Here is a 5294-nt window from a genome sequence, read left to right as displayed (position 1 = left end):
GGTTATTAAAGTTTTCACACGTCTCCATTTTAACCAGTAAAATCGGGCATTTCAACCATCTTCACCTCTCTCAACAAAAAAATCACGCTTGGATAAGGCTTAGTGTCCGAATGAAAACTACCAAAAATGTCATTTCGGGCGGGGCAAGAAATCTTTTGAACCTTGAAATTGTAGGGTTTGAAAATTACTCCCTTCGGCCAAAATGACAAAATTATGTGTGTTCGTTCAGACACTAAATACTTCCTAAATAAAGAAAGAGGGTCGTCGTGGAAATGGGTAGGAAAATTTGCATTTTTATATTTCCGGAAGCATACAGATCAGAATTTTTAAGCGAAGATATTCTTCGCCTCTTAAACCGTAGGCCCGTCGCTGGATAACCCGGATTTGCTATTCAATCCTTCGACAAAATCCATTGTGGCGTAAATCCTGTAATCACTGACACAAAATTCCCGGTACGTCCTGTTGTTTTTATGTATTGAAACAAGGTATGACGCAAGAAGAATTCGTTAAAGAATTTCCACTTCTAACACTTTCACAAGCCTATGGCTCTCTCGCTTACTTATTACGAAAACAAGCAGGAGATAAATAAAGAGCTATCTCTCAAAGAGTCTGCTATGCGTTATATCTTAACGAGGATGTGAGAGTATTGCTGGCAGAGGTACTACGCAACAGAGGCGGTACTGTTACTCGCGTTTTTGAAGTTGGCAGACATGATAAAGGCGATAGCGGACAACTAGCCTATGCCGGAAAGCACAAAATGACTATAGTAACCCACAACACTAAAGACTATGCCATTCTGTCAAAATCATACGTGGAGTTGGGAAAAAATCATTTCGGTATTATTGTTTCAGATCAAAATTCCTTTTCGTGAACTTATGAGGTAAACTCTTAGGTTCTTGTCAATCAACAATAGAAAACCTTAAAAACATTACCAAACTTGACACGAGAAAAAGGGGGGAAAGGTTTGCCGCAATGACTGAGATGGTTTACCAGAAAAGAAATCTTGTAAATAACAAATCCGTTATTGCAGATTGACTGGCACATAAAAGAACTTCAGACCATCCCTGAAAAGACCGCTCAAGGTCTTTTCAGGCTGTTAATTCGACAGGTGTAGAAAGAATAACCGGGAAAAAGTAAGTAGTAAAGAATTGGACATAGGGGATTGAGATTGTTAAAATAACAAACGAATATGAAGATCAGACACAAACTCGTAATACTATTGGCCGTGTTGCTGGTTACTTTGAACGGGGTGATTGCCTTTTCAATTTATAAACGGACACGTCAGGAATTTGTCAAAGAGGTTCGGGAAAAGGCTAAGTTAATTGCTACGGAATTAGAAACTGCCAGAAATTATCTTGCCTCTGCCCTAAAAATATCTGGAATTGAAATTAACGAACAGACAAAATATTTTATTCCCGCTGTTTCTGGCTATTCAATAGGTTCGAAATTCGCCGAAAAGACCGGCTATATTATGAAACAAACAAGCATGCGATTTCGAAACCCGCTCAATAAACCAGATCCCTTTGAAGAAAAGGTGCTCAGAAAAATGGAGAAAGACCCTAACCTTTTGGAGTATTGGGAAGAGGATGTTGTGGATGGCAAAAGGGCGGAGCGCTACCTTTATGCCTTGCGTATAACCGAGGATTGCCTTCTCTGCCATGGTCCGATAGAAAAAGCCCCTGACTTTATAAAAAACCATTACGATATTGGCTATGATTACAGGATTGGGGAATTACGAGGGGCGATCAGCGTCATTATTCCAAAGGAAATCGCCGAGCAACGATTTGCAGCCAATGTCGTTTTCTTCGTTACCGTCAGTTCTGTCAGCATCTTGTTGATTGTGGTCATCGTTTTTCTGACGACAGGAAAGTTTATGAAGCCAATTGAAAGATTAACAGCTGCGGTAACCACGATTACAAAAACGGGCGATCTTACAACAAAAGTAGATGTATCAGCTACGGACGAGGTGGGCCAACTGGGCAGGGCATTTAATGATATGTCTACCAAATTACAATTAACGTATGCCACACTTGAGCAACGCATTGCCGAGAAAACTGCTTATTTGCAACAGGCCATTTCGGCTTTGGAACGAGCAAACAAGATGAAGTCGGAGTTTCTGGCCAATATGTCGCACGAACTGCGCACACCGCTCAATGCTATTATCGGCTTTGCGGAGGTGCTTCGGGACAAGATTGCCGGCGATTTGAATGAAGAACAGATGGACTTCGCGAATGATATTCACAGCAGCGGTTGCCATCTCCTCCAGATGATCAACGATATTCTGGATTTGTCTAAGATTGAGGCAGGCAGGATGGAACTCCAGTGCGAGGTTTTTCCCGTCCACGAGGCGATTGAGGAAGTATATACGATAATAAAGGGACTGGCCAGTAAAAAACATCTGGAATTAAAGACCATAATACTGACTGACGTGGATAACCTTGAGGCTGACCGCGTTAAATTTAAACAAGTCTTATATAATCTGTTGTCAAATGCCATAAAATTTACCCCGGAGAACGGAAAGATTGTCCTGGAAGCCAGCATTGTGGATGATATGCTACAGATCTCGGTATCTGACACGGGAATTGGAATAAAAAATGAAGATATCGGAAAGGTGTTTAACGAATTCTGGCAGGCGGATGGCTCTTTTGCACGAAAATATGAAGGAACAGGGTTAGGGCTTCCCCTGACAAAAAAGATCCTAGAAATGCACGGCGGAAAGATCTGGTGCGAAAGTGAATACGGAAAGGGGAGCATATTTTATTTTGTATTACCTCTTAAAGCTGTAGTTAAAGCAAAAGAGCCGAAAGAAACCAACCTCAAACCCCAACAGACAATGCCCGTGGCGGGAAAAGATGCAAAAACTGTTTTGGTTGTCGAAGATGACCGCATGGCATCCGACCTTCTTACCCTGTATCTAACAAATGCAGGATATCATGTTATTACTGCCGGAGATGGCGAAGAGGCTATCAAAAAGGCAAAAGAATACCAACCATTTTTAATTACCCTGGATGTAATGTTACCCAAAAAAGACGGATGGGACGTGCTCTCCGAACTGAAAAATTCTCCCGATGTTGCTAATATACCCGTAATTATTGTGTCCATGATAGACAATAAAGATCTCGGTTTTAGTCTGGGTGCCGTGGAATATTTAATGAAACCCATTGACCGGATAAAACTTGTCAATTCTGTAAATGCCTGTATACCACTTGTACAGAACAAGGACAAACCAAAAAAAAATACTCATTGTGGATGATGATGAAGAGGTTGTGAAATATATGAGTGTCGTGCTTGAAGACGCGGGCTTTGAGGTGCTGAAAGCGTATAGCGGCAATGACGGCATCAATCTCGCTCTGAATAGTAACCCCGATCTCATAGTCCTTGACCTTATGATGCCGGATGTCAGTGGTTTCGATGTGGTTGAACGGCTGAGAAACCATCCAACGGCGAAAAAAATCCCTATTATTATCTGTTCTGCAAAGGATATTACCCCGGAAGATAAAAAGGTATTAAATGGCCACATATTAACCATTGTCCAAAAAAGCAGCAATACGAAAGAAGTCCTCCTTTCTACAATCAAGAAAATAGAACAGCTCCATGTGAAAAAGGCTGATACGCAATAAATAGAAGGGCCTTACTAGAGAATACAATAAATTCTAATCAAAACCAAAATTCAAAATGCTAACTTAACTTATATTGTTGAAGGAAAAAAAGCATGCCGGATAAAAATGTGATGGTTGTTGAGGATAATGAAAAAAACAGAAAACTCATGCGCGTCGTGCTCAAATCAAAGGGATATGCGGTGATTGAGGCAGCTACCGGAGAGGAGGCATTAAACCTGTTAAAGAATCAGAAACCTAATATTATCCTTATGGACATCCAACTCCCGGGGATAGACGGTCTTACCTTGATAAAACTGATCAAGGCAGATGCCATGACAAAGGAAATCCCCATCATTGCAGTTACTGCGTATGCCATGAAGGGAGATGAACAAAAGATCTTAGAAACGGGCTGTGATGCCTATGTTAGCAAGCCGATTAATACTCAGGAATTACCACTTATCATTGAAAAATATATAAAAAAAGGGTAGCCGTTTATCGCGGGATTTAAAAAGCGCCAGGAAAGGCCTAGACAAAAAAGGAATTGAAAAACATGGATAAACCGAAAATATTAATAGCGGATGATATTAAGCAAAACGTAAAACTCCTTCGGGTAATCCTGACAGCTTCTGAATACGATGTAATCGAGGCGTATGATGGCGAGGAGGCATTAGAAAAAGCAAAAGGTGAACATCCCGATTTGATATTATTAGATATCATGATGCCAAAGGTGACGGGATATGAGGTGTGCCAGAAACTCCGCTCCGATGAAACAACAAAAAATATCCCTATTGTCATGATTACTGCCTTGCATGAGATGGACGCCAGGATCAAAGGGATTGAAGCGGGGGCAGACGATTTTATTAGCAAGCCTTTTAATAAAATAGAATTGCTTGCCAGAATAAAATCATTATTGCGTATGCGGCCGGTAAAAGAAAAGCCAGAAAAAAAGGACGAGACGTTTGTTTTAGAATCGATCTTGTCCGGCCTGAAGGAGGGCATAATTGTTACTGATGGACAATGGAAAATCAGGAATATGAATCAAACAGCGTCCGAACTTTTAGGTATTCAGGAAGCGGATATAAAAAATACCGATTTATTAGCACACTTATCGCGTATGAAGCTATCTTTGCCTGTAGAAGCGCTTACGAACACACAAGAAAAAATTACTGATTTTCAGATTGCAGATTCAAACACGGAAGGGCAGCCTGTGAATGTAACAATGACAAGAATATTTAATGAACAAGGAAACGTAGCCGGAATTACGTTTGCCCTGAGAAAGTAATTAGTGCCTTGAATTTATATGGGTGGGAACTATTATGGACGTGCATTTCGCGATATCTGCGCATAGCAAACTGAAAAACTTTATTAGATTATCGTCTCTTAAAATAAAACGGCAATGACAAAACAATTGCTATTGCCGTTGCTACCATCACTGTTAATTCCACATGGCATATCAGCCAACCACAGATTGCCAATGCTACGGCTGGAATAGAATATCCACCAGGCATCCTATAACTCCTCTCTCGCTCTGCCCTGCATCTTCTCAGCACAATAACTGCCAAACAGGTAGGAATGTATTGAAGGATGCTTATCATAACACTTGCCACAATCAGATATTTGAAACTACCGGTCAGACTTAACCCGACTTTCGCAATTCGAGCTGAAAAAAGGTTATTTTTAGGCATGAATCGCCCA

At 40.8% G+C, this 5294-nt stretch carries 6 protein-coding genes and 1 pseudogene; 6 read left to right on the top strand and 1 reads right to left on the bottom strand.

Annotation, left to right across the window (positions count from 1 at the left end; all coding sequences use genetic code 11):
* The 6 genes from BIY37_RS13915 to BIY37_RS08635 all read left to right on the top strand — a co-directional run.
* Positions 1 to 206: hypothetical protein (locus tag BIY37_RS13915; RefSeq protein WP_230402483.1), on the top strand; the 206-nt coding region annotated here is incomplete at its 5' end.
* A 389-nt stretch (positions 207 to 595) separates the two neighbouring features.
* A complete protein-coding gene (locus BIY37_RS08655) occupies positions 596 to 871 on the top strand; it encodes a DUF5615 family PIN-like protein (RefSeq protein WP_261340844.1) in 276 nt (91 codons plus the stop codon).
* Between the two features lie 318 nt (positions 872 to 1189).
* Positions 1190 to 3253, top strand: a complete 2064-nt coding sequence (locus BIY37_RS08650) for a c-type heme family protein (RefSeq protein WP_070067445.1) — start codon at positions 1190 to 1192, stop codon at positions 3251 to 3253.
* Positions 3246 to 3620 (top strand): response regulator, encoded by a 375-nt coding sequence (locus tag BIY37_RS08645; RefSeq protein ID WP_070067444.1) that lies wholly within the window; start codon positions 3246 to 3248, stop codon positions 3618 to 3620. The genes BIY37_RS08650 and BIY37_RS08645 overlap by 8 nt, the downstream gene beginning before the upstream one ends.
* A 92-nt stretch (positions 3621 to 3712) precedes the next feature.
* Positions 3713 to 4087 (top strand): response regulator, encoded by a 375-nt coding sequence (locus BIY37_RS08640; RefSeq protein ID WP_070067443.1) that lies wholly within the window; start codon positions 3713 to 3715, stop codon positions 4085 to 4087.
* A gap of 62 nt (positions 4088 to 4149) precedes the next feature.
* Complete coding sequence (locus BIY37_RS08635; RefSeq protein ID WP_070067442.1) at positions 4150 to 4881, top strand: response regulator; 732 nt, start codon at positions 4150 to 4152, stop codon at positions 4879 to 4881.
* Between the two features lie 88 nt (positions 4882 to 4969).
* On the opposite strand, the pseudogene BIY37_RS08630 reads toward BIY37_RS08635, so the two are convergent.
* Positions 4970 to 5294 (bottom strand): annotated as a pseudogene (locus BIY37_RS08630) (APC family permease); the annotation flags it as partial.

It is taken from the genome of Candidatus Brocadia sapporoensis (assembly GCF_001753675.2).
GTDB classification, from domain to species: domain Bacteria; phylum Planctomycetota; class Brocadiia; order Brocadiales; family Brocadiaceae; genus Brocadia; species Brocadia sapporoensis.
Note: the sequence above shows the minus strand (reverse complement) of the source record. Positions and strands in the feature narration are given on the sequence as shown.

Bases quoted from the DNA above. Each gene is read 5' to 3' on its own strand.
- BIY37_RS08650 (WP_070067445.1), top strand. From the start codon at position 1,190: ATGAAGATCAGACACAAACTCGTAATACTATTGGCCGTGTTGCTGGTT.
- BIY37_RS08640 (WP_070067443.1), top strand. From the start codon at position 3,713: ATGCCGGATAAAAATGTGATGGTTGTTGAGGATAATGAAAAAAACAGA.
- BIY37_RS08635 (WP_070067442.1), top strand. From the start codon at position 4,150: ATGGATAAACCGAAAATATTAATAGCGGATGATATTAAGCAAAACGTA.